Source organism: Pseudomonas sp. NFACC13-1 (assembly GCF_900104425.1).
In the GTDB taxonomy this organism is placed as follows: Bacteria; Pseudomonadota; Gammaproteobacteria; order Pseudomonadales; family Pseudomonadaceae; genus Aquipseudomonas; species Aquipseudomonas fluorescens_AA.
In genome coordinates, this window is record NZ_FMXV01000008.1 from 170,254 (window position 1) to 193,638 (window position 23,385).

The 23,385-nt window shown below is 60.5% G+C and carries 18 protein-coding genes, 1 tRNA gene and 1 pseudogene; 8 read left to right on the forward strand and 12 right to left on the reverse strand.

All coding sequences use genetic code 11. From position 1 onward, the window contains the following. Nucleotides 1-19 precede the first annotated feature (19 nt). Together BLQ55_RS13285 and BLQ55_RS13290 are read right to left on the reverse strand one after the other, a co-directional pair. A complete protein-coding gene (locus BLQ55_RS13285) occupies nt 20-3,784 on the reverse strand; it encodes an AMP-binding protein (protein ID WP_092254304.1) in 3,765 nt (1,254 codons plus the stop codon). Nucleotides 3,785-3,849: 65 nt separating this feature from the next. Next, a complete protein-coding gene (locus tag BLQ55_RS13290; protein WP_092254306.1) occupies nt 3,850-4,617 on the reverse strand; it encodes an enoyl-CoA hydratase-related protein in 768 nt (255 codons plus the stop codon). Between the two features lie 623 nt (nt 4,618-5,240). On the opposite strand from BLQ55_RS13290, the gene BLQ55_RS13295 reads away from it, so the two are divergent. Continuing rightward, nucleotides 5,241-6,389, forward strand: coding sequence for a pyridoxal phosphate-dependent aminotransferase (locus tag BLQ55_RS13295; protein ID WP_092254308.1), 1,149 nt, complete (start codon nt 5,241-5,243; stop codon nt 6,387-6,389). A 388-nt stretch (nt 6,390-6,777) separates the two neighbouring features. Here BLQ55_RS13295 and BLQ55_RS13300 read toward each other — a convergent pair whose 3' ends face one another. From BLQ55_RS13300 to BLQ55_RS13330, 7 genes are all read right to left on the reverse strand, one after another. After that, nucleotides 6,778-7,077, reverse strand: a complete 300-nt coding sequence (locus BLQ55_RS13300) for an Arm DNA-binding domain-containing protein (protein WP_092254310.1) — start codon at nt 7,075-7,077, stop codon at nt 6,778-6,780. A gap of 208 nt (nt 7,078-7,285) precedes the next feature. Beyond that, nucleotides 7,286-7,361, reverse strand: a tRNA-Gly gene (locus tag BLQ55_RS13305). A gap of 63 nt (nt 7,362-7,424) precedes the next feature. Continuing rightward, nucleotides 7,425-7,985 (reverse strand): CDP-diacylglycerol--glycerol-3-phosphate 3-phosphatidyltransferase, encoded by a 561-nt coding sequence (pgsA, locus tag BLQ55_RS13310; RefSeq protein ID WP_018608070.1) that lies wholly within the window; start codon nt 7,983-7,985, stop codon nt 7,425-7,427. Between the two features lie 32 nt (nt 7,986-8,017). Beyond that, on the reverse strand, nt 8,018-9,841 hold the full coding sequence (gene uvrC, locus BLQ55_RS13315; RefSeq protein ID WP_092170234.1) for an excinuclease ABC subunit UvrC: 1,824 nt from the start codon (nt 9,839-9,841) through the stop codon (nt 8,018-8,020). Nucleotides 9,842-9,843: 2 nt separating this feature from the next. Continuing rightward, nucleotides 9,844-10,485: a response regulator transcription factor GacA gene (uvrY, locus tag BLQ55_RS13320; protein WP_092198780.1), complete on the reverse strand. Its 642-nt coding sequence runs from the start codon at nt 10,483-10,485 to the stop codon at nt 9,844-9,846. 127 nt (nt 10,486-10,612) lie between these two features. Continuing rightward, a complete protein-coding gene (locus BLQ55_RS13325) occupies nt 10,613-11,047 on the reverse strand; it encodes a GNAT family N-acetyltransferase (RefSeq protein WP_092198783.1) in 435 nt (144 codons plus the stop codon). Nucleotides 11,048-11,054: 7 nt separating this feature from the next. Continuing rightward, entirely contained in the window at nt 11,055-11,816 is a 762-nt protein-coding gene (locus tag BLQ55_RS13330) for a carbon-nitrogen hydrolase family protein (protein WP_092254312.1), read from the reverse strand. A 614-nt stretch (nt 11,817-12,430) separates the two neighbouring features. Here BLQ55_RS13330 and BLQ55_RS13335 point away from each other — a divergent pair. Continuing rightward, complete coding sequence (locus BLQ55_RS13335) at nt 12,431-13,501, forward strand: 3-deoxy-7-phosphoheptulonate synthase (protein WP_092254314.1); 1,071 nt, start codon at nt 12,431-12,433, stop codon at nt 13,499-13,501. A 157-nt stretch (nt 13,502-13,658) separates the two neighbouring features. On the opposite strand, the gene BLQ55_RS13340 is transcribed toward BLQ55_RS13335, so the two are convergent. After that, on the reverse strand, nt 13,659-14,720 hold the full coding sequence (locus BLQ55_RS13340; RefSeq protein WP_256326573.1) for a hypothetical protein: 1,062 nt from the start codon (nt 14,718-14,720) through the stop codon (nt 13,659-13,661). 323 nt (nt 14,721-15,043) lie between these two features. Between BLQ55_RS13340 and BLQ55_RS13345 the strand changes: the two genes are divergently transcribed. From BLQ55_RS13345 to BLQ55_RS13370, 6 genes are all read left to right on the forward strand, one after another. Further along, on the forward strand, nt 15,044-15,913 hold the full coding sequence (locus BLQ55_RS13345) for a lipase family alpha/beta hydrolase (RefSeq protein WP_092254362.1): 870 nt from the start codon (nt 15,044-15,046) through the stop codon (nt 15,911-15,913). A gap of 96 nt (nt 15,914-16,009) precedes the next feature. Then, entirely contained in the window at nt 16,010-16,291 is a 282-nt protein-coding gene (locus tag BLQ55_RS13350) for a peptidylprolyl isomerase (RefSeq protein WP_072405155.1), read from the forward strand. Between the two features lie 126 nt (nt 16,292-16,417). Continuing rightward, on the forward strand, nt 16,418-18,286 hold the full coding sequence (locus BLQ55_RS13355) for an extracellular solute-binding protein (protein ID WP_092254316.1): 1,869 nt from the start codon (nt 16,418-16,420) through the stop codon (nt 18,284-18,286). Beyond that, entirely contained in the window at nt 18,286-19,344 is a 1,059-nt protein-coding gene (locus tag BLQ55_RS13360; protein WP_092198796.1) for a microcin C ABC transporter permease YejB, read from the forward strand. The genes BLQ55_RS13355 and BLQ55_RS13360 overlap by 1 nt, the downstream gene beginning before the upstream one ends. Further along, nucleotides 19,344-20,366, forward strand: a complete 1,023-nt coding sequence (locus BLQ55_RS13365) for an ABC transporter permease (RefSeq protein WP_092198799.1) — start codon at nt 19,344-19,346, stop codon at nt 20,364-20,366. Before BLQ55_RS13360 ends, BLQ55_RS13365 begins: the two co-directional genes overlap by 1 nt. A gap of 26 nt (nt 20,367-20,392) precedes the next feature. Further along, entirely contained in the window at nt 20,393-21,967 is a 1,575-nt protein-coding gene (locus BLQ55_RS13370; protein WP_092254318.1) for an ABC transporter ATP-binding protein, read from the forward strand. A gap of 21 nt (nt 21,968-21,988) precedes the next feature. On the opposite strand, the gene BLQ55_RS32825 is transcribed toward BLQ55_RS13370, so the two are convergent. Next, nucleotides 21,989-22,435: a methyl-accepting chemotaxis protein gene (locus BLQ55_RS32825; RefSeq protein WP_371128533.1), complete on the reverse strand. Its 447-nt coding sequence runs from the start codon at nt 22,433-22,435 to the stop codon at nt 21,989-21,991. A 108-nt stretch (nt 22,436-22,543) separates the two neighbouring features. Further along, nucleotides 22,544-23,323 (reverse strand): annotated as a pseudogene (locus BLQ55_RS32830) (PAS domain-containing protein); the annotation flags it as partial. Nucleotides 23,324-23,385 lie beyond the last annotated feature (62 nt).

The following is a 23,385-nucleotide window of genomic DNA, read 5'->3' on the forward strand; positions in this document are numbered from 1 at the left end:
TCGAAGGAAAATTCAAACATCAGATGAGCTCAGCCCGCAGCCGAGCGAGCAGCGACGAAGCGGCGGATGGCGTCGTTTTCTCCGACGCGACAGCCTGTTGCACCGGTGCCCCCTTGGAGGCAGCCATTGCCCCAGCCAGGTGAGCAATCAGTTTTTCCGGCGTCGGGAAATGCCAAAATATCGGTGGGTCAACTTCCAGGCCGGCATAATCCGTAATCGCCGCTGCTAACTGCGCGGCGATGACCGAATCAACGCCCAACGCCCCGAAACTTTCCCTGGCGCTCACCGCATCCACAGGCAGCTCCGCCAGCTCGGCAATTTTTGCCAGCAGCCATGGCAACAGGTTCAGGTCAGCTACCGGTTCCACCACGGTATTCACGACTGCGGGTTTACTCGACACCGGCGTAACCGCGGGTGCCGGGTTGCGACGCAGCAACGGATCCAGCTCCCACTCCTCTCCGGGGAGGCTCATTTCGACATCGCCGATATCGGCCAGGTACGAGCCCAGAGAGGATTCGATATCCGCAACAGCGAAACCTTGCTGCTCCAGCGGCGTCACCCGTGTCAGTTTGAGCAGCGCCTCATCCAGCAGCAGTTCGGACCAGGTGACGATCTGGGCACGCTGCGGGTCGTGCAGAAGCGCGGTGCTGGACAATAGAAAGGCGTGAAGTCCTACTCGGCACGCCACTTCGGCGATGCGGTTGTGGCTCCATTTCTTCTGGTCCTGAACCCGCTCGAAAGGCGCCATCGACTCAAGCCGGGTAGCCTGCTCGATTGCACCTTTCAAGAGATCGGCCAACGCGGGCTGACTCAGCGTATGCCTGAGAAAGTGATCGAACTCTTCACTGTCGTGTGCCAGTTTCGCCCCCAGATGCGCCAAAAGCGTTTCCGTTGGGCCTTCGAATATCCTCATGACCCGCGCATCGCGCATCATCTGAGAAGCAATATTGTTTTCCGTGTAGCCACGCCCCCCCAGCACTTGCACCAGGCGATCCACAGCCCTGCCGAGATATTCCGGCGCGACGATCTTGGCGATATGCAGGACTTCGATGGGCACGTGGGTCCCTGCGTCTTTCCTTTCTGCAATGCCATACACCAGCGCCTTGACCTCGGCGATCTGGAACACGATTTCCTTGATCGCCAGCACCGTAGTCGGGTTATCCAGCAACCGCCCGGACGCCACCTGCCGGCTTGATGAGTAGCGATGCATCAACTGCACGCAACGCTTCATCGCACCCAGCGCCGCCACAGCAATTGGCAGCCGGGTGGCGGTCATCGAAGGTTGCGCCACCTTCATCCCTTCGCCTGGCGCGCCCAGGCGCCAACTGTTGGCAACCGGGGTATCGACCAGGGAGAAGCTGCTTTGCACCATGCCACGCATCCCCATGGTCATCGCTTCCTTGCCCATCCTCAGACCGGTCGCCCCCTGGCGTACAAGAAAACCGCTGATGCCCAGATGCTTCCCACGCTCGTCGACTTCTGCGGCAAATACGCTGATAAACGCAGCCCACGACGCATGCCCGCTGTAACACTTTTCGCCGCTCAGGTTGACCCCATGCGCCGTGACACTCGCAGTGGTGGAAACGGCCAGAGGGTTAGACCCAGCCCCCGGCTCGGTCAAAGCAAAAGCGGCCAGCCGACGTCCAGATGCAAGCTGAGGTAAGACCTCGTCCTTCAAGGTTGCATCGCCGCCCAGCAGAACCGGTAATGTTCCCAGAAAGCTGTGCACCAACACATAGTGCGCAAACGTGAGATCAATCGCCGCCATCTGCTCGATGACCCTGAGCGTGGCGACGTAACCCAGATCCTGACCGCCATAAGCCTTGGGTACCAGCGTGCCCATCAACCCGCGCTCGGCGAGGTCCATCGCCACGTACGGAGGCAACATCCGGCGACCATCGATCAACTGAATGTTCAACCGTTGGGATGCATAGTCACGCACCCATGCAACATGCTCTGAAGCCAGGGTCGCGCGCTGCTCTGCGACAGATGGGCCGACCACTGGAGCTTCACGGTCACGCTCCGCCGCCACTGGCGATTCTTTAGCGGCTATTTCAATACTGACAAGCGATCCGTCGAGATAAGCTTGTCTAGTACCCTTGCGCTGCACCTTGCCACTGGTGGTCTTGGGCAGTGATGCACGATTGATGAAGACAATGTCAGCCACCTGGATATCGTGGTCAGCCCAGATCGCCTCACGCACGATAGCCTTCAATTCGTCGACATCAATGGATTTTCTGAACACCCGATCCACTTCCTGGACGATCACCAGTCGCTCTTCACCGCCCTGCTCGATCGAAAAAGCGACGCCGTTGACCACGGCGAACGCGGCGTGGGAATTACGAACGGTCAATTCGACATCCTGAGGGTAAACATTGCGGCCACGGATGATGATCAGATCCTTCAGGCGCCCGGTGACGAAGAGTTCATCGCCTAACAACGCACCAATATCCCCCGTGCGCAAATACCGATAATCCGCTACTCCGGCCAACGGAACATGGAATGTCTTGGCGGTTTCTTCGGCGTTGCGCCAATACCCGCGAGCGATGCTTGCTCCTGCGACCCATATTTCGCCCATCACGCCGTCCGCGCAGCGTTCGAGCGTGTCGGGATTCACAATCTTGATATCCATATCACTGGCTGGACGCCCGGAACTGACCAGCTCAATACTGCTCGACGGATCAATTCCCCTGACTACCAACCGCCCCTGATCGCACGTCGCTCGATCAACATGTGCGGTGACAGGAAGCTCCCCCACACGCGAGGTGGTGCAGAGCAGTGTGGCTTCGGCCATCCCATAGGCCGGGAAAAATGTCTGCGCCGAAAAGCCCAGGGGGGCGAAGCGTTGAGTAAAGTCATGCAGCGTGGACGCATGGATTGGCTCTGCCGCGTTGAGTGCATTCTTCCAGCAGGACAGATCGATATCGACCAGTTGCTCGTCGCGGATCAACTTGGTGCACAGTCGATAGCCAAAGTCAGAAGACATCGTGGTACAGGCGCGATATCGGCTAATGGCTTGCAACCATAAGACAGGTTTGCCGCTAAAGGCCGCGGGAGACATCATGTAACACGTTGCACCGACGTACACCGTTTGAATCGCGATACCAATCAAACCCAGATCGTGGAACAACGGTAACCAGCTCACAATTACCGTGTTCTCGTCGTGCCCCATGTGCGTCGCAGTCAAGTGCGCGTTATGGAGCAAGTTCTGGTGGCTGACCATGACGCCTTTCGGGTTTTTTGTTGAGCCCGATGTGTACTGCAAAAATGCAACATCCGACGCGACCAGGGCAGGCGGCTGCCACCGAGTATCAAACGGTTCGAACTCGAGTTCCTCGAGACAAGCAAAGTTCAGTTGTTCAACGATGGGATTTTCACCCGCAGACGCCAGCAGATTGTCGCGTGTCTGGGTATTGGTCAGAATCAGGGTTGGTTCGCTATCCGCCACGATCGCCTCGAAAGTAGCCCAACTGCGCTTGTTGCGTCTGGGAGTATGAGCAGGTACGGCGATTGCGCCCGAAGTAATTGTGCCGAGGAACCCCACGACAAAATCGACCCCTTGCGGAAGCAGGATCAACACCCGTTCCTGATTAACATTCCTTCGGCCCAGTGCGGCGGCTAATCGGCAGCATCGTTGATGCAGTTGGAAATAGGTAACCGGAATGTCTTCTTGAGTGCCGTCTCGTAAATTGACAAAGGCAAGATGATCACCAGCCACATCAGCCTTATTACGAAGTTGATCGTAAACCGTTCCCACAGGCGCAGCCGCAGAAGCCTGACTCATGTTATGAATCCCTTCATTTCATTAGATATATGAATGGGGGCGCAGACAGCGCCTCCGAATTGTGACTAAACCTGCTTTTCCCAGGGAAATAAGTTTTTTGAAGTAAAGGCTTCAATATTTCCCTGAACGCGATCGCTCGCCAATAACTTTTTAAGGCTGGCGACTGCTAGTTGCTCATAAGTTACGTCGGAAAACCACATGTCGCGAAGGTAGCGCTTTGTTTCGCCAATAGTGTCCGGATGAAGCCGACTTATTCGCTTCACCAGCAAACGCAGTTCTTTTTCTGGGAACTCGCTGACCACATCGACGAGGTTCACCTTCAACGCATCCGCCGCCGAAAGAGAAAGGCCTAATAACGTCATTCTTAGTGCGGGTTGAAAACCGACGCGGCGGATTAATACCGGCATGACGTTGGAAGGTATCAAACCCCACAGTGTTTCCGGGAGCGAGAAGGTCACATGCTGTTTAGCAATCACCATATCGCTGGCAGCGACAATCCCCACGCCGCCAGCAATCACCGGCCCTTCTAGAATTGATACAACAACTTTATCGAGAGTGCTTAATCTGACCAGCAGAGCCATGTAGTCTTCCGGGAAACCGGTAAAATCGCCGCCCTGCGCCGCTTCCTTCGTGAACTCTTCGAAATCCATACCAGAGCAGAAGTCAGGTGTAGTACTTTTCAAGACGATCAACTTGATCTCGGAACGGAGGGACACCGCCTCTAGACAGCCCCTCAGCTCGTTCAAAAAGTCGCGGGTCATGGTATTGCGCTGAACGTCTAGCCCCATTTCAATCTGGGCGACGCCATCGTTGAACGTTAATCTGATGGACATAGTGCCTCCTGCGTCCAGGCATAAGCCCGGTGGCCCGGTAGCCCATTACCATCAATCCATTGAGGTTCTAACGGCAGCGAATATGATTCATCCGTTAGGAAAGCGTCAAGAACAAGCCTATTCGAAAAAAATATATGCTTATACGCAAATACCATTCGTGCATGTGGGTGCCCTCCAAGCAAAAAATCACCCGCTTATCAAGGCTAAAAATGGTTTCCATTTAAACGGCCTTCCTTGGGTAAGTCGCAGAGAGAGACAAGAACTGCCTCCACAGGTAATCAAGCACTCATGGAAAGCAGCGATCCGCAATTCAGTTGTTCAGTCCCATATCAGTGACCGGTAGATCCTTGGGTGGGGCCGTTCCATCGCCACTGCGTTGAACATGCCGGTGAGCATGCAGCCGAGCGAGCTCGACTACGTGAAGACCGAGCTAGAGCGGCGGCTATTCTTCGTCGACATCCAGTTCATCACGGTGCCGCCGCGACAAGCACTGATAACGGTTTTCATCTCACCGTGGCCGCTGCGCCAACCGGCGGTTATGTCGTGTCAGGCTCTGTGCACTGGTTTTCCGATGGGTCATCGGGCTATTCTGCTGAGCTCCCCAGTTGTCAAGGATAGACTCGATGATCACCAGCAAGCTGCCGAATGTCAGCACGACCATCTTTACCACCATGTCCCAGCTTGCCACCGAGACGGGGGCGATCAACCTGTCCCAAGGCTTTCCCGACTACGACAGCCCCCAAGGCCTGCGTGATTCGGTAGTGCATCATATCAACGCCGGCCACAACCAGTACGCGCCCATGACCGGCCTGCAGGTCCTGCGCGAGAGGGTGGCGGACAAAGTGCTGCGTTATTACGGCGCCACAGTCAATGCCGATACCGAAGTGACTATTACCCCAGGTGCTACCGAGGCAGTATTCTGCGCGGTGCACGCCGTGGTACGTGCCGGTGATGAGGTGATCGTCTTTGACCCCTGCTTCGATTGTTACGAACCTTCAGTGGAGTTGGCCGGCGGACGCTGCGTGCATGTGCAGCTCGACGCCCGCGATTTTTCCATTGACTGGCAGAAACTCACCGACGCGCTCAGCCCGCGCACGCGGATGATCATCCTTAACAGCCCGCACAACCCCAGTGGAGCACTGATCAGCGCCGCCGAGCTCGAGCAGCTGGCACAGCTGATCGAAGGTCGCGATATCTACCTGATCAGTGATGAAGTGTATGAACACCTGGTCTTCGATGGGGGCGGACATGCCAGCGTATTGGCCAACAAAGCGCTCTACTCGAAGGCATTTGTGGTCAGTTCGTTTGGCAAGACCTACCACGCCACCGGCTGGAAGACCGGTTACGTGATCGCTCCACCGGCCTTGAGCGCAGAACTGCGCAAGGTTCACCAGTTTGTCAGCTTCTGCGGCGTCACGCCATTGCAGTGGGGGCTGGCAGACTTCATGGCGACTTGTCCGGAGCATATTGAACAGTTGCCGGGCTTTTACCAGGCGAAGCGGGACCTGTTCTGCGACTTGCTGGCACCGTCGCGTTTCAGTTTCACCCCGGTGGCGGGCACATATTTCCAGCTAGTGGATTACTCGCAGATCCGCCCCGACCTCAATGATGTCGACATGGCTCTGTGGATGACCCGCGAACATGGCGTGGCGACCATCCCGATCTCAGTGTTCTACCAGACGCCGATCCCGGGCCAACGCCTGGTACGCCTGTGCTTCGCTAAACGCGAGGAGACGCTGCGGGAAGCGGCGAAGAAACTATGCGTGATTTGATACATAGGCGAGCCTGAACTTGGTGTAGAGCACCTAGCCTGACATGAACGCATAGCCGTTTCGACCACTTTTAGGTCTGCAGGAGCAGGACCGTAGCGCAGACCGATTTCCTGCCGGAAATATTCATGACCGGCTTTTCCAATGGACTCGGCACCTGTGCGAGTCTAGGAAAGCTGAGAGCGTAGGGCCCCCACCGCTGGCACGCCCTGTCGTATTGGCCACACGATGAGCTTGCAACGAGCCTTCGCAGTTATCACCTCACATACTTACGCCCAGAAGCGAAGCTATCTCTATGGGATGGAGAATAGCCCGCTCCACAAATTGAAGCCGGAGGTTCGGGCTCCGACCGGAGTATTGAGACCCAGTTTCAATGCTGTACAACTGCTTCTTAGGCGTTTTCCGTGGCCAGTCGCCTGGCATTACGCTCCAACTGCCGATGGACACGCGGATCGATGCCCCTGGCGACCAGCGCCCGAGCAACATCGCGCAGAGCGCGAGCACCTCGTAAGCTAATTTCAGGACAGGTACCGAGAGAAATACGGGGTTGCTTATCCGCCCAGGAAAAGCGGAAGTGCCAGCACTTGGCGCCTTTCGTATTCACGAAAAGAGCGAGGCCGTTGTAGTCAGGGAGGGTGTAGTCCTTGGCACGAGGTTTGGCGTGTCGGACCGCGGTATCGGTGAGAGCCATCGTACAATCTCCGTCTCGTTTGAATAGAGGAGATTTGTACGGTTTCCAGAGAGGCGAGCTCCACGAAAAAGTGATCTGTACTAAACGAGAGTACTAAAAAAACGTAGATGGTAGTGCTTTCGAGTAGAACTTACTGGAACGAAAAAAGAGGCCGAAGCCTCTTTTTTCAGTTTCTGCAGACTTCAATATAAGCCTGTAGAAAAATAATTGGAGCGGGAAACGAGACTCGAACTCGCGACCCCGACCTTGGCAAGGTCGTGCTCTACCAACTGAGCTATTCCCGCGTCTTGGTGTGGCGCATTCTATAGATTCAGATTACGCCGTCAACCCTTTGATTCAAAAAAGTTTTATTTCGGCTCTACATCCGTCCGCAGATGCGGCCAGGCGGCGCGCAAGTACTGGACCATTGACCACAACGTCAGCCCAGCGGAAACCAGCAGCAGCGCATAGCCCAACAGCACCCAGAAGCTGAAATCCGACGGGTTGGCCAGCAGGATCACCAGCGCGAGCATCTGCGCCGCGGTTTTCCATTTGCCGAGGTTCGACACGGCAACCTGGGCACGAGCGCCCAGCTCGGCCATCCATTCACGGAGCGCCGAGACGACGATTTCGCGACCAATGATCACCGCCGCCGGCAAGGTCAGCCAGAGGTTGCCATGTTCCTGCACCAGCAGCACCAGGGCCACCGCGACCATCAGCTTGTCGGCCACCGGGTCGAGAAAGGCACCGAACGGCGTGCTCTGCTCCAGGCGTCGGGCCAGGTAACCGTCCAGCCAGTCCGTCGCGGCGGCGAAGGCGAAGACCGAGGCGGAGGCCACGTAGCTCCAGTGGTACGGCAAATAGAACAGCAATATGAAGATCGGGATGAGCAGGACGCGTAGAACGGTAATCAGGTTTGGGATATTCATCGGCACAACTGGCTACGAGGTTGACGGGCATTCTACTCGCTATGCAGGTTTGCATAAATCGACTCTGCGAGCTTTTTACTGATACCGGGTGCTTTGGCTATCTCCTCGATGCTGGCACGAGACAGTTCCTGCAATCCACCAAAATGTTTCAACAAGTCGCGGCGTCGCGTCGGGCCGACGCCTGCTACACCTTCCAGTGTAGACGTGCGGCGCGTCTTGCCACGGCGGGCACGGTGTCCGGTGATGGCGAAACGGTGGGCTTCGTCGCGAATCTGTTGGATCAGGTGCAGCGCTGGCGAATCGCCCTTGAGGGTGAATTCATGGGCGGCATCGTTCAGGTACAAGGTCTCGAAACCGGCCTTGCGCGTCGCGCCCTTGGCCACGCCCAGCAGGATCAGGTCGGGAACCATCAACTCATTGAGCACATCGCGGGCCATGGACAACTGGCCTTTGCCGCCGTCCACCAGGAGGATGTCCGGCAACTTGCCCTCCCCGTCCTTCAGCTTGCCGAAGCGCCGCATCAACGCCTGATGCATCGCCGCATAGTCATCGCCCGGCGTGACGCCTTCGATGTTGTAACGGCGGTAGTCGGACTTGATCGGGCCTTCCGGACCGAACACCACGCAGGACGCCACGGTCGCCTCGCCGCTGGAATGGCTGATGTCATAGCACTCCAGTCGTTGCGGCGGCTCATCCAGATTGAGGACATCGGCCAGGGCATCGAACCGCGCCGCCACGTGCTGACGATTGGCCAGGCGCGCGCCCAGGGCCTGTTCGGCGTTGGTCACGGCCAACTGCTGCCAACGGGCACGGGTGCCGCGAACGCGGTGGCTGATGGTCAGTTCACGACCGCGGAGCTTGTCGATGGCTTCGATCAGGGCCGGGAAGTCTTCATGGACCACGTTGACGATCAACTCGGCCGGCAAGTCCCGTTCCGGACTGCTGATGTAGTACTGGCCCAGAAACGCCGCCATGACCTCGGCCACGTCTTCCTCGATGCCCACTTGGGGAAAGAAGTTCTTGCTGCCCAGCACCCGACCGCCGCGCACGCTGATCAAATGCACGCAGGCGCCGCCCGGGTTGATGAACGCCGCGACCACATCGACATCGCCACTGCCGCCTTCCATGCTTTGCTGGTCTTGCACGCGGCGCAGCAGGCCGATCTGGTCGCGCAACTCGGCGGCTCGTTCGAATTCAAGGTTGACCGCCGCGTCTTCCATCGCCGCTGACAGCTCGTCGGTCAACGCGTTGCTGCGACCTTCCAGGAACATCACCGAGTGACGCACGTCCTCGGCGTAGACCTGGGGCTCGACAAACCCCACGCAAGGCGCCTTGCAGCGTTTGATCTGGTACTGCAGGCAGGGCCGGGTGCGGTTCTTGTAGTAGCTGTCTTCACATTGGCGAACGAAGAAGGTCTTCTGCAGCAGGCTGAGGCTTTCACGAATCGCCCCGGCGCTGGGATAAGGGCCGAAATACCTGCCCTTGGCCTTCTTGGCTCCCCGATGAATGCTCAAGCGGGGAAACGCCCCGTCGGACAGAAACACGTAGGGGTAGGATTTGTCGTCGCGCAGCAGGATGTTGTACGGCGGGCGCCACTCCTTGATCAGCGTCTGCTCGAGCAGCAGGGCCTCGGTTTCATTGGCGGTGATCGTGGTTTCGATTTGCGCGATGCGCCCCACCAGGGCAGAGGTCTTCGGGGCCAGGCCGGTCTTGCGAAAGTAGCTGGCCAGGCGCTTCTTGAGGTTCTTGGCCTTGCCGACATAAAGCAGGCGCGCCTCGCTGTCGAACATGCGGTACACGCCGGGGCGACCGCTGCAGGTGGAGAGGAACGCGCTGGGATCAAACAATTCAGTCATTTTCAGGCGCTGGCATCGACCATGCCGTGGCGCACCGCCAACAGTGTCAATTCGACGTCACTGCTGATCGAAAGCTTCTCGAAGATACGGTAACGGTAGGTGTTGACGGTCTTGGGGGACAGGCACAGCTTGTCGGAGATGATCTGTACCTTCTGGCAACCGACAATCATCAGGGCAATCTGGATTTCCCGTTCCGACAGCGCATCGAAAGGCGAATCGTTGGTCGGCTGGAATGATTTGATCGCCAACTGCTGGGCGATCTGCGGGCTGATGTAGCGTTGCCCGGCAAAAACCAGACGAATGGCCTGGACCATTTCGTTCAAGCCAGCGCCCTTGGTGAGGTAGCCCGCCGCGCCCGCTTGCAACAGCCGGGTGGGGAATGGGTCCTCTTCACAGACGGTTACCGCGACCACCTTGATGTCCGGATGACTGCGCAGCAGCTTGCGCGTCGCTTCAAGGCCGCCGATGCCAGGCATCTTGACGTCCATCAACACCACGTCGGGTTTCAATTCACGCGCCTTGATCAGCGCCTCTTCACCGGATTCAGCCTGACCAACTACCTGCAGGTCGTCGATGTCAGCCAGCATTCGTGTAATGCCCGTACGGACGAGATCATGGTCATCGACCACTAACACCCTAATCAAGCAGACACCTCACGATTTGGTCTTATTTGGGTTGCACAACACCTTAGCAAAAAAGCATCCCGCAGACCTAGCGCAAAGGGACAGATAAAAGTTACAGCACATCTTTATCGGCGCGACATCCGAGGCGTCAAGCACCGGCGTCTCGCTGCATCCTCAGGAAACACTCGTCCTCGCCCACGACACGCAGGCCCATGCGTTCGTACAACGCCCTGGCGGGATTGTCCTTGAACACCGTCAGGCGCAGCGCCGGGCGACGTTCCAGCGCCACCAGGTCCCAAACCTGTCCGATCGTCCAGGTACCGGCGCCCTGCCCGCGGAACGCCTCGTTTATCTGCAACTCACGGATATACAACGCCCGGGCATCACGGCTGAGGCTGACAAAGCCCAGCGCCTGGCCTTCACGACTGATTATCCAGTTCTGGCGAATGATCCAGGCCAGGTCGAACGCTTCGTCCTGCCAGAGCAAATCATGCCTGAGGTAATAGGCAAGCATGTTGTCGCAGGTCAGTTGCCGGGCGAAGTCGATATCCCCGTTCGTTGCAGCACGCCACTCGAAACTCATGAAGACCTCATTGAAGCACTGTCACCGGCACGACTTGCCCGGCCCAGCCGTTGACGTCGCGGCGGGCAATCACCAACAGTTCGCCCGTCCCCGGCGCCTCCGCGAGCAGCGAACTGTCCGGGCCCCAGATGGCACTGCGGCCAGCCGACTCCCAGCCTCCGGTAGCGCCGCCATGATTAGCCATCAGCACGGTCATGGCATGCTGCCGGGCATAACCTTGCAACAACGCCGTATCGGGCACGTAGCCACCCTCGGTGATCAACACCCCTGCTGCATAGAGCGTAGCGCCCTGCCCGGCTGCCGCAGCAGCATGCCTGGCGTGGGAAAAATCGGCACACACCGCCAGGGCGATGCGATCCTGCCCCACTGTCAGCATCGAGCCACCATGGCCCGGGGCAAAGGCGACTTCTTCCCCTGGGTGCAGATGCTGCTTGCTATACACCCCGAGGGAGCCGTCAGCACCGAGGACCAACGCGCCGATCACCACCGGAGCGTCGGCCGACAACCGAATGGGCATACCCACCACGGCCGTCATGCCGAGCGCTTGCGCCAGGTCACGCAGCGGTTGCAGCACGGCGTCCTCCGGCAGGATCGCCAGATCCGCCGCCAGGCTGCGTTCGTAGCCGGTGAGCGACAGTTCAGGGAATACCAGCAACTGCACCCCCTGCTTAGCGGCAGCCTGCATGAAACGCTGATGACACGCGAGGTTGGCGCGAAGGTCTCCGGCGACGGAAATCGACTGGGCGGCGGCGAAGACTGGAGCGGTCATGGATCATCCCTGGGAGACGGTGCAAACCTGAAGTTTGTCATAAAGCCCAGCGGACTCAAGCCAGGGCGAACAATTGCATGCCCCCGATAGAATTTTCTGATTGAACCGCCGCCCTGCCCTCTAGTAAGCTCAGGGCCATTCATCGGAGACAGACCATGTTCAACGCCCTCTCACCGCTTGACACCACCAGCGCCCCGCGCTCGGTTGCGGCTGCCCGGGCGAACAGTGTTCAAACTCCGGTCAGCTTTTATTTTGGGTATTGGTTTAGCCACTGGCGCGCCTGATACCCAACCGGCGCCCACTTTAAAACGGGTCGCCTTCCAGAGTTTTCCAAACCCCCGGTCGGCCTCCCGACCGGGGGTTTTGTTTTTCCAGCCCCACACATTTGCAGCACCAGACAACTTGAGGATTGAGCCATGAACTACGCCACTTATTACCGTTACGACAGTTTTTCCGCCTGGCGATTTACCAGCCACCGCTCGGGACAGCCTGCCGCCTCCGATCGGTCACCTACCGGTGGCAAGCCTCAATTGCGGGCCCATACGGCCAATTGTCGAACACCCCACTAGGACCGGCGCGGGAAAGAACCCGCTGCCCGTCCAGGAAGCCAGATCATGAATTCGTCCGTCTCTGCTTTGCCGCTGTCCACGCTCAACCCTGCCAACGAAGCCCTGACCCTGCGTCTGCCGAGCTCGTTGCAACTCAAGCATCAATTGCCGCTCAGCACCGCGTTGAGCCACCAAGTGAGCGCCCATCGCCAGGCCATCCGCGCGATCCTCAACGGCGAAGATGCCCGCCTGCTGGTCATCGTCGGCCCCTGCTCGATCCATGACCCCGAATCCGCCCTCGAATACGCCGCCAACCTGGCCCGCGTGGCCCACGAAGTGAGCGACAGCATGCTGTTGGTCATGCGCGCCTACGTGGAAAAGCCCCGCACGACTGTGGGTTGGAAAGGCCTGGCCTACGATCCCGGCCTGGATGGTAGCGACGACATGGCCACCGGCTTGACCTTGTCCCGGGAGTTGATGCGCGAAATGCTGCAACTGGGCCTGCCCGTCGCCACCGAACTGCTGCAACCCATGGCCGCCAGTTACTTCGATGACCTGCTCAGTTGGGTCGCCATTGGCGCTCGTACCACCGAATCGCAGATCCACCGGGAGATGGCCAGCGGGCTGGGCATGCCGGTGGGGTTCAAGAACGGCACGGACGGCGGGGTCGGCATCGCCTGCGACGCCATGCGCTCCGCCGCCCACCCCCATCGGCATTTCGGCGTCGACAGCCAGGGGCATCCAGCGATCATCCAGACCCCAGGCAACCCCGACACCCACCTGGTGCTGCGCGGCGGCCATCGCGGACCGAACTATGACCGCCAGAGCGTCACGCAGATACACAGCGACCTGACCCGCCTCAAGATACCGGCGCGGATCTTGGTGGACTGCAGCCACGCCAACAGCGGCAAGGACCCGCTGCGTCAGCCGCAGGTGTTCGATGACGTGCTGGAACAACGGCTGCAAGGGAACCGCTCCCTGATCGGCATGATGCTCGAAAGCCACCTGTTCGAAGGCTGCCAGCCGCTGGGCCCGTCGATGCGCTACGGCGTCTCGGTCACCGATGGTTGCCTGGGCTGGGAGTCCACCGAGCAGTTGTTGCGCGAAGCTCATCGCCGGTTGCAATTGCCAGCCTGAGGCCCCGAACCCACCGCCCCGTGGAACCAGGGGCAGGTGGAGCTCTTTGTGGGAGCGAGCTTGCTCGCGATGGCGTCAGTTCAGCCAGCCTTGGTATTGCCTGACACACGGTCATCGCGAGCAAGCTCGCTCCCACAAGGATTGCGCGGGACTAGCCTCAGCCCGACGTGCTGGAACGCACCCGGACCGTCACCCACTCGGAGCGCTGGCTGACGTCATCCAGGCGCTCGACCTGATAGAACACGCTCACCGACCTGTCGCGCTGATCCTGCCAGTAACTTGCCGGGATCACGAACATGAGCGGTTTACCTGCCGTGGCCTCGGTGATTTCGCGCTCAAGCACATAAGCGGAGTTGCCATTGCACTGCAACCAGACCAGCTCGCCCGCTTCAAGCCCGGGATCATCGATGACAATCGTCACCCCCTCTTGCAGGTCATCGACCTCCAGCCAGCCGTCGTTCATCTCCCGAATCTGAAGGGCCTTCAACGCAGGGCGCTGCAGCGGACCGATGTGCAACGACAAGGGCTCAGCCCGACGCACCGAGTGTCCACGCCTGACAACATAGGTCAGGGCCAGGTCGTGTCCGGAATGGGGCGCGATCAGCGAATGATCGATCCAGAGCGATACCTCACGACCCACCGCATGGGCTTCTATGTCCAGCACATCGCGCCACAGCGCTTTGAAATCCTTGCTGGCCGTCAGGATCAACCGATCGCCGACCGCCATCCTGGCGTAGGGCCGAATGCTCACCCATGTGCCTTCAGGCACCCGACTCGGATCGAGGCTGCCCCTCACCGCATCGTTGGCAATGGCAGGCAGCAGTTGCGGCGATGCATCGCCGATCTCCAGTTGCAGGTGTGCCGAAAACAGTGTGGCCGGCAACCGCTTGCCCGTCACCTGGTAGGAGATCTCCAGCGAGCCGCCGTCCAACTCGGCGATATGCGGTTCGCGCACGACGAACACGACGTCCCGCCCCACTTGCCGTTCCGTGACGAACCCGGCCACTTCATGCCGGTAGGGTTCGCCATCGTTGTTGAGGCCGTGCCAACGCAGCAACACCTCATCCCCGCAGGTCATCATGGGATAAGGCTTGACGGTCACCACGGCGTTGCGCCAGGCGGGGTTGATCACCCCGTCCCTGGCCTCTGCCAGGACCGGTGGCGGCAGCCTTGTTGCTGGGGTCGAACGGGATCGTTGAAGCGATGGATAGGTGATCATGTACAGGCTCCAGTCCTTGGATGAAGGCACCGTTTGAATAACGGCGCCCGGCGGAGCCATTAAAACCCGCTCGCGCCAAACCCACAGCCAGACAAGACGACAGCGCGAGTGGTCCTTGGCGCTCGAACCTGTAGCTGCAAACGACAGCGGTTATAGGAGACCTCCTACACCCTCAAGTACCGCTGGGTTACTTCCCACTCTTCCCACTTTTTTTATTCCGGTTTCCCTGGATCAGGGCGGTTTCTTCCTACACCGCACAGGATGAGCCTGCATTAGAGTGAAGTCGCAAATTCAAGGTGAACCTCCTCGAAAAAGGTACGAACATGCAACGGAATGCAACCACTCAATTTCCCATCCTGCTGGTCCATGGGTTGTTCGGGTTTGACAAGATCGGCGGCTTCGAACTTTTCCATGGCATCAAACAGGCCCTACGCGCAGGCGGTGCCCGGGTGTTCATCCCGCACTTGTCGGCCACCCATTCCAACGAAGCCAGGGGCGAACAACTGCTGGTTCAGATCGATCGGGTTCTGGCCGGGACCGGCGCCACCCGGGTCAACCTGATCGGCCACAGCCAGGGTGCGCTGGCCGCCCGGTATGCCGCCGCCCTGGCACCCGACAGGGTGGCTTCGGTCACCTCGGTCAGCGGCCCCAACCATGGCTCCGAACTGGCCGACTTCCTGCGCAAGGCCCTCACGCCCGGACGGCTGCCAGGGCACGTGGCAAGGGGCGTCGCCACGCTCTTCGCCGATTTCATCTCGCTGCTGGACGGCCAGGCGCAGCTATCGCCGGCCGCTGTCGCCGCGCTGCCGGCGCTGACCACCGAGGGCGTGGGCGCCTTTAATGACAAGTACCCCCAGGGCCTGCCGAAGCACTGGGGCGGGAACGGTCCGGAACGGGTCAACGGCGTGCGCTACTACTCATGGAGCGGCACGTTGCCAGAGGCGACGGACAAAGAACGGGAGCCTTTGCAGGTTTTCTGCCGCGCCTTTTCCGAATACTTCATCACCGAAGCCGAGCAGAACGACGGCCTGGTCGGGCGCTTCAGTTCGCACTTGGGCAAGGTCATTCGCTCCGACTACCCCATGGACCACCTGGAGGCGATCAGCCCGGGAGGCGGCAAGGCCTGCAAGGGAACAGCCCCCGCAGAGCTTTACCTGCGCCACGCCGAGCGCCTGCGCAAAGCCGGCCTTTGATCGCCAGGCCCAAGGTTTTGACGCAATTTTGACAACACCCCGCCAATGAATCCGGTAGGCTCCACACCTTTAAATACATCGAAAGGAATTTGCCCCATGGCCAAAGCCACTGCCCGCCACATTCTGGTTTCCACCGAAGACAAGTGCAACGAACTCAAGGCCCAGATCGAAGCCGGTGCCGACTTCGCCGAAGTGGCCAAGGCCAACTCTTCCTGCCCGTCCAGCCGTCAGGGCGGCGACCTGGGTTCGTTCGGCCCGGGCCAGATGGTCAAGGAGTTCGACACCGTGGTGTTCAGCGCACCGATCAACACCGTCCAAGGCCCGGTCAAGACCCAGTTCGGCTACCACCTGCTGGAAGTCACCAGCCGCCAGGACTGATCCCGGTTTATCGGCATAGCGGCCCGCCCTTCGGTGGGCCGTTGTGTTTGGGTCTCGCGGGACTGGCGATTCAGGCGCCGCTCGCGTACAAATCGTGTCATCGATCACCCGGCTCTAAGGCTGACAATGCGACTGGCGTTCCCTTCACTGCTATTGATTGCCGTGGTCCTGCTGACAGGCGCCGCCGGCGTCGATGCAGCACCGCAACATGCCCTGACCGTCTATGGCGAACCCGCCAAATATGCCGAAGGCTTCGGCCACTTCGCCTACGCCAACCCCCAGGCCCCAAAAGGTGGGACCATGCGCCGCTCGGCCGTGGAGATTGGCCACTTCGACCACATCCTGCCCTACATCGACAAAGGCATCGGCGTCAGCCAGATCGACGGGATGCTCTACTCGCCCCTGGCCCAGCGCTCGCTGGATGAACCCTATACCGTCTATGGCCTGGTGGCGCAGAAGATGGAACGTGCCGACGATGGCCTGTCCCTGCGCTTCTACCTCAACCCCAAAGCCCGCTTCGCCGATGGCAAGCCCATCACCGCCCAGGACGTGCGCTACAGCTTCGAGCTGTTGATGACCCAAGGCAGCCTTCGCTATCGCACCCAGTTCGCGGCGGTCAAGGACGTCGTGGTTGAGGACGAGCGCACCGTGCGCTTCAACTTCAAGAACAACGAAAGCCGCACCCTGCCCCTGGACATCGCCACCCTGCCGGTCTTACCCGAACATTGGTGGAAGACCCGCGACTTCGCCAACGGCGGCGGCTACGAGGCGCCACTGGGCAGTGGCCCCTACCGGGTGAGCAAGGTCGATTCCGGGCGCAGCATCACGTTCGAGCGCAATGCCGATTGGTGGGGCAAGGATTTGCCGGTCAGTCGTGGGCTCTACAATTTCGACCATTTCAGCATCGAGTATTTTGGCGACACTGACGTCGCCCGCCAGGTGCTGCGCGGCGGTGCCTATGACTACAATCGCGAATTCTCCGCCACCGGCTATGCCATCGGCTACGACGGCCCGGCCCTGCAGGACGGCCGCCTGCAAAAGGCCCACCTGGCCAAAGAGGCACCCCAGACCGCCCAGGGCTTTGTCTTCAACCTGCAAAAACCGCAGTTCCAGGACCGCCGCGTGCGCCAGGCCCTGGCCATGCTCTGGGATTTCGAATGGAGCAACCGCCAGATGATGCGCAACGTCTATGTGCGTCAGCAGAGTTATTTCTCCAACACTGACCTCGCCGCCCGAAAACTGCCCGACGCCGGCGAGCTGGCGATTCTGGAGCCGTTGCGCGGGCAGATTCCCGACGAAGTCTTCACCCAGGTCTTCCAGGCCCCGAAAACCGATGGCAGCGGCGTGATCCGCGACAAACAATTGCAAGCCCTGGCCTTGTTGGAACAGGCCGGCTGGAAACCCGACGGCGACCGCCTGGTGAATGCCGAGGGCGAACCGCTGAGCTTTACCTTCCTGAACAGCCAGAACGGTATCGACCGCCTGCTGCTGCCCTACAAACGTACCCTGGCGCAAATCGGCATCAACATGAGCATTCGCCGCATCGACGCCTCCCAGTACGTCAATCGCCTGATGAGTCGCGACTACGACATGATCATCACCGGCTACCCCGTCAGCACCTCGCCGGGCATGGAACTCTACAACTACTTCGGTTCGGCGGCCGCCAACGATCCGGGGGCCAACAACTACATGGCCTTGAAGGACCCGGCGGTGGACGCGCTGATCGACGGCCTGGTCAAGGCCAGCACCCAAGCCGACATGCTGCGCCATGCCCACGCCCTGGACCGGGTGCTGCAATGGAATTACTACTGGATCCCCAACTATTACCCGCCGGGCAGCTCGACCGTGTGGTGGAACCGCTTCGGCATGCCCAAGGTTCAGGCCAGCAATGACGAAGCCATCGAAAGCTGGTGGGAAGTGAGCACCACACCGTTGACCAACGAGCAGATGCGCGCCGAACGCATCAGGCGCGGCACACCCGGAGGGCCGCATTGATGTGGGCTTATATCGCGCGGCGCCTGCTGCTGATCATTCCCACGCTGGTGATTATCCTGCTGGTGAACTTCGTCATCGTGCAGGCCGCACCCGGCGGGCCGGTGGAACAGGCCATCGCCCACCTGCAAGGCATCGGCGGCACCAACGTCGGTGGTTCGGGCAGTGAGATGAGCGGTCGTTCCCGCGCCAGTCGCGGCCTGGACCCGCAACTGATCAAGGACATCGAGAAACAATACGGCTTCGATAAACCGGCCCACGAGCGCCTGTGGCTGATGCTCAGCAGCTATGCGCGCCTCGACTTCGGCAAGAGCTTCTTCCGCGGCGCCACGGTCACCGACCTGATCCTGGAAAAGATGCCGGTGACCATCTCCCTCGGGCTCTGGGCGACCTTGATCACCTACCTGGTGTCGATTCCCCTGGGCATTCGCAAGGCCGTGCGCCACGGTTCGGCATTCGACGTGTGGAGCAGCACCGCGATCATCATTGGCTACGCCATGCCGGCATTCCTCTTCGCGATGTTCCTGATCGTGGTGTTCGCCGGCGGCACCTCGCTGAACTGGTTTCCGGTGCGCGGGCTGGTGTCGGACAACTTCGAGTCGCTGTCGACGCTGGGCAAGATCGCCGATTATTTCTGGCACCTGGTGCTGCCGGTCACCTCGCTGGTGATCGGCGGTTTCGCCACCCTGACGATCCTGACCAAGAACTCGTTCCTCAATGAAATCACCCGCCAGTATGTGGTCACGGCGCGGGCCAAGGGCATGAGCGAACGGCGGGTGCTCTACGGTCACGTGTTCCGCAATGCGATGCTGCTGGTGGTCTCCGGTATTCCCCAGGCGTTCATCAGCGTGTTCTTTGCCGGCTCCTTGCTGATCGAGGTGATCTTTTCCCTCGACGGGCTGGGCCGCATGAGCTACGAGGCCGCGGTGTCCCGGGATTATCCGGTGGTGTTCGGCTCGCTGTTCATCTTCACGCTGTTCGGCCTGCTGATCAAACTCGTCGGCGACCTCTGCTACACCCTGGTGGACCCGCGCATCGACTTCGCCGCGAGGAACGCCTGATGTTCAAGCTTTCCCCCTTGGGCCGCCGACGCTTCGAGCGTTTCAGGAAAAACCGCCGGGGCTGGTGGTCGTTGTGGCTGTTCATCGGCCTGTTCATCCTGAGCCTGGGCGGCGAGTTGATCGCCAATGACAAGCCGCTGGTGGTGAGCTACCAGGGCTCGCTGTATTTCCCGGTATTCAAGCGCCACACCGAGCAGGAATTTGGTGGGCAACTGCCGTTCCAGGCCGACTACCGCAGCAGCTACGTGCAGAACCTGATCCACAAGGACGGCGGCTGGCTGTGGTTTCCACCGATCCCGTTCAGCGACGACACCCCCAACTATGACCTCAACCAGCCGGCCCCGAGCCCTCCCTCGACGGTGAACTGGCTGGGCACCGATGACCAGTCCCGGGACGTGCTGGCCCGGGTGATCTTCGGCGCGCGGGTGTCGATCCTGTTCGCCCTGGCCCTGACCGCCATCAGTGCGCTGATCGGCATCGCCGCCGGTGCGTTGCAGGGGTATTACGGCGGCTGGGTGGATCTGCTCGGGCAACGCCTGCTGGAAGTCTGGTCCGGGCTGCCGGTGCTCTACCTGTTGATCATCCTGTCCGGCTTCGTCGAGCCGAATTTCTGGTGGCTGCTGGGGATCATGGCGCTGTTTTCCTGGCTGGCCCTGGTGGACGTGGTCCGCGCCGAGTTCCTGCGCGGGCGCAACCTGGAGTACGTCAAGGCGGCCAGGGCCCTGGGGCTCAGTGATCGCAAGGTGATCGTGCGGCATATCCTGCCCAACGCGATGAACGCCACCCTGAGCTACCTGCCCTTCATCCTCACCGGGGCGATCTCCACCCTCACCGCCCTGGATTTCCTCGGTTTCGGCATGCCGGCCGGTAGCGCCTCCCTGGGCGAGTTGATCGCCCAGGGCAAACAGAACCTGCAAGCGCCATGGCTGGGGCTGACGGCGTTCTTCACGCTGGCCCTGATTCTTTCCCTGCTGGTGTTTATCGGCGAAGCGTTGCGAGACGCGTTCGACCCACGCTCTTGAAAACAACCATGAAGCGGAATCTTGAGATGAGCGACAACCTGATCGAAATCCGCGACCTGAGCGTGGCCTTCAACGACCAGACGGTGGTGCGCAACCTGTGCCTGGACATCCGCCCCGGCGAATGCCTGGCCTTGGTGGGCGAGTCGGGTTCCGGCAAGTCGGTGACGGCCCATTCGATCCTGCAATTGCTGCCCGAAACCGGCACCCGCACCACCGGCAGCATTCGCTATCGCGGCCAGGAACTGCTGGGCGCCGACGCCAAGACCCTGCGGGAGTTGCGCGGCAACCGCATCGCCATGATCTTCCAGGAGCCGATGACCTCGCTGAATCCGCTGCACAGCGTCGAGAAGCAGATCGGTGAAACCCTGATGCTGCACCGGGGCCTGGGCGGCAAGGCGGCGCGCCAGCGCATTCTGGAGCTGCTGGCCTTGGTGGGCATTCAGAAACCCGCCGAGCGGCTCAAGGCCTACCCCCATCAACTGTCCGGCGGCCAGCGGCAACGGGTGATGATCGCCATGGCCCTGGCCTGCGAGCCGGAGCTGTTGATCGCCGACGAGCCGACCACCGCGCTGGACGTGACCGTGCAACGCAAGATCCTGCTGTTGCTCAAGTCCTTGCAGCAACGGCTCGGCATGTCTTTGTTGCTGATCAGTCACGACCTGAACCTGGTGCGCAGCATCGCCCAACGGGTGTGTGTGATGAAGGCCGGGGAAATCGTCGAGCAGGCGCCATGCGAAACCCTGTTCAGCGCACCGAAACATCCCTACAGCTGCGTGCTGCTGCACGCCGAACCGGAAGGCGAGGCCCTGCCCCGGGACGAGCGCGAAGACGTGTTGCAGGTGCGGGACCTGCGCGTGAGCTTTGCCCTGGGCGGCGGGTTGTTCCGGCGCAAGGAATATTTGCGCGCCGTGGACGGTATCAGCCTGAGTGTCCAGCGCGGCAAGACCCTGGGCATCGTCGGCGAATCCGGTTCCGGCAAGTCCACCCTCGGCCAGGCGATTCTGCGGCTGATCGAATCCGAAGGCAGCATCCACTTCCAGGGCCAGGCCCTCGAACAGTTATCCCACAAGGCATTGCGGCCATGGCGCAGGAAGATGCAGGTGGTGTTCCAGGACCCGTTCGGCAGCCTCAGCCCGCGAATGTCGGTGCAGCAGATCATCAGCGAAGGCCTCGAAGTCCACAGCCCGTCCAGCCCCGAGGAATGTGAAGCACGGGTGATCCAGGCGCTCGTGGAGGTCGGTCTCGATCCGCAGAGCCGCCACCGCTACCCCCATGAGTTTTCCGGCGGCCAGCGCCAACGCATCGCCATCGCCCGGGCCTTGGTGCTCAAGCCGGCCCTGATCCTGTTGGACGAACCGACCTCGGCCCTGGACCGTACCGTGCAGAAACAAGTGGTCGCACTGCTGCGCCAGCTCCAGGAAAAGCACGGCCTGACCTACCTGTTCATCAGCCACGACCTGGCGGTGGTCCGCGCCCTGGCCCACGACATGATCGTGATCAAGGATGGCAAGGTGGTCGAGCAAGGCGCCAGTCACGACGTATTCGATTCACCCCAGCATCCCTATACCAAAGAGCTGTTGGCGGCGGCACTTCCCAGGTAAAGGCCGCCGCGACTCCAGCGCTCAACTGTCGCGGCGCTGATCCAGCGCTTGGGCAAATTCGCCAATGGCCTCCACGACCTGCTGCGCCCCTCGGTGGATGTCGAGGATAACGGTGCCCGCCTGGTTCGCCAGCTTCACGCCCTGCTCCGCCTTGAGGGTGCTGGACTGCATGCTGGTCACCGCTTGCCTGGCGAGGTCGCGGTTCTTGCCGACGACTTCGGTGATGGCCACCGTGGCCTGGCTCGTGCGCCGTGCCAGGTTGCGCACTTCATCGGCGACCACGGCGAACCCCCGCCCCTGTTCCCCGGCGCGCGCCGCTTCGATGGCCGCATTGAGCGCGAGCAGGTTGGTCTGTTCGGCGATCCCCCGGATGGCATCGACGATGCTGCCGATTTCCTCGGACTGGGCGCTCAGCGCACTGATTCCCGTGGCCACCCGCTGGAGTTCATCGGCGATGCTTTGCACCACGGTGACCGTTTCCTGGACAACCGCCGTGCCAAGCCGGGTGTGCTCGTCGGTCTGCCGGGACGTCTCGAAGGCCAGCCGCGCCGCGTTGGATTCGCTCTGGCGCTGCTCGACCTCGCGGGTGTGATCGGTGGCGAACTTGACCACCCCATACAATCTTCCCTGGGCGTCGTAGAGCGGGTTGTAGGTTGCCTGCAACCAGACCGTGACGCCTTGCTTGTCGATGCGCTGGAACAGGCCGGTCACATACTCCCCCCGATTCAATCCAGCCCAGAACCCGCGATACGCGTCGCTCTGGACCTCACTGGGCTTGCAGAACAGGCGATGGTGCTGACCGCGAACCTCCTCCAGGCGATAGCCCATCACCTTGAGGAAATTCGCATTGGCATTCACCACCTGACCATTGAGGTCGAACTCGATGACCGCCATGGAGCGGTCGATCGCGTGCCTGAAGCTGGACTCGGTCTGGCTCAGAAGGATTCGCTCACTGATGTCTCGGGCCACTTCAATGACCCGTTGCAGCTTTCCCTCCTGGTCCAGCACCGGGATGTAATGGGCTTCCACCCACAACCCATGCCCGTCCCGGGCCAGGTGCAAGAACTGCGCATCGACACTCAGGCCTTGCCCCACCTGTTGCCACACAGCGGCATATTCCCGACTGCGCGCGTAGGCAGGCTCGCAGAACATCTGGTGATGCTTGCCCTGAATGTCCTCGAGGGAATAGCCCAGCGTCTTCAAGAACAACGCATTGGCGCCGAGCACCTGCCCCGTCGGATCGAGTTCGATAATCGCCATTGCCTGATGGAAAGCGGCTCGCTCGGTCTCGAGAATAGCCCGCCTGGCCTGGATCGGGTGCAAGGTTTCCTGATGCTTGCGGGTGCGAATGAACATGGATACCACTCCGGAAACGTAAGTGCTTGGCCGTAGCCAACTGAAGGCACGGTGCCCTGTTT